This window comes from Chromohalobacter sp. HP20-39 (genome assembly GCF_033052815.1).
Taxonomy (GTDB): Bacteria; Pseudomonadota; Gammaproteobacteria; order Pseudomonadales; family Halomonadaceae; genus Chromohalobacter.
Genome location: NZ_JAWHTP010000901.1, coordinates 1 through 255 on the forward strand (window position 1 = coordinate 1; position 255 = coordinate 255).

A 255-nucleotide genomic window follows, 5' to 3' on the forward strand; every position below is an offset into this window, starting at 1 on the left:
CGCCGGGCTGGGGGTTGGAGAGATCGGTGCGCAGCTTGAGCTGCAGCAGCGCGACGGTCAGGTCGACCTTGGCTTCCTCCGCCAGGATCTTGGCCGCCTCGGTGGTGTTGGCCCGGATCCACTGCCGCGCGCGTTCGTAGTGTCCGATGACGCGCTTCACCTCGTCGGGATAGCGCTCGATGAACTCGTCGCGCACGTTCAGGAAGCCATAGGTGTTGAAGGCCACGTTGCGGTAGAGCAGCCGCGAGCCGCCGT

General features: G+C 66.3%; 1 protein-coding gene. It reads right to left on the reverse strand.

What is annotated here, in order from left to right:
• A partial coding sequence (locus RVY79_RS20580; protein ID WP_317466449.1) for a hypothetical protein occupies positions 1-255 on the reverse strand: 255 nt, incomplete at both ends.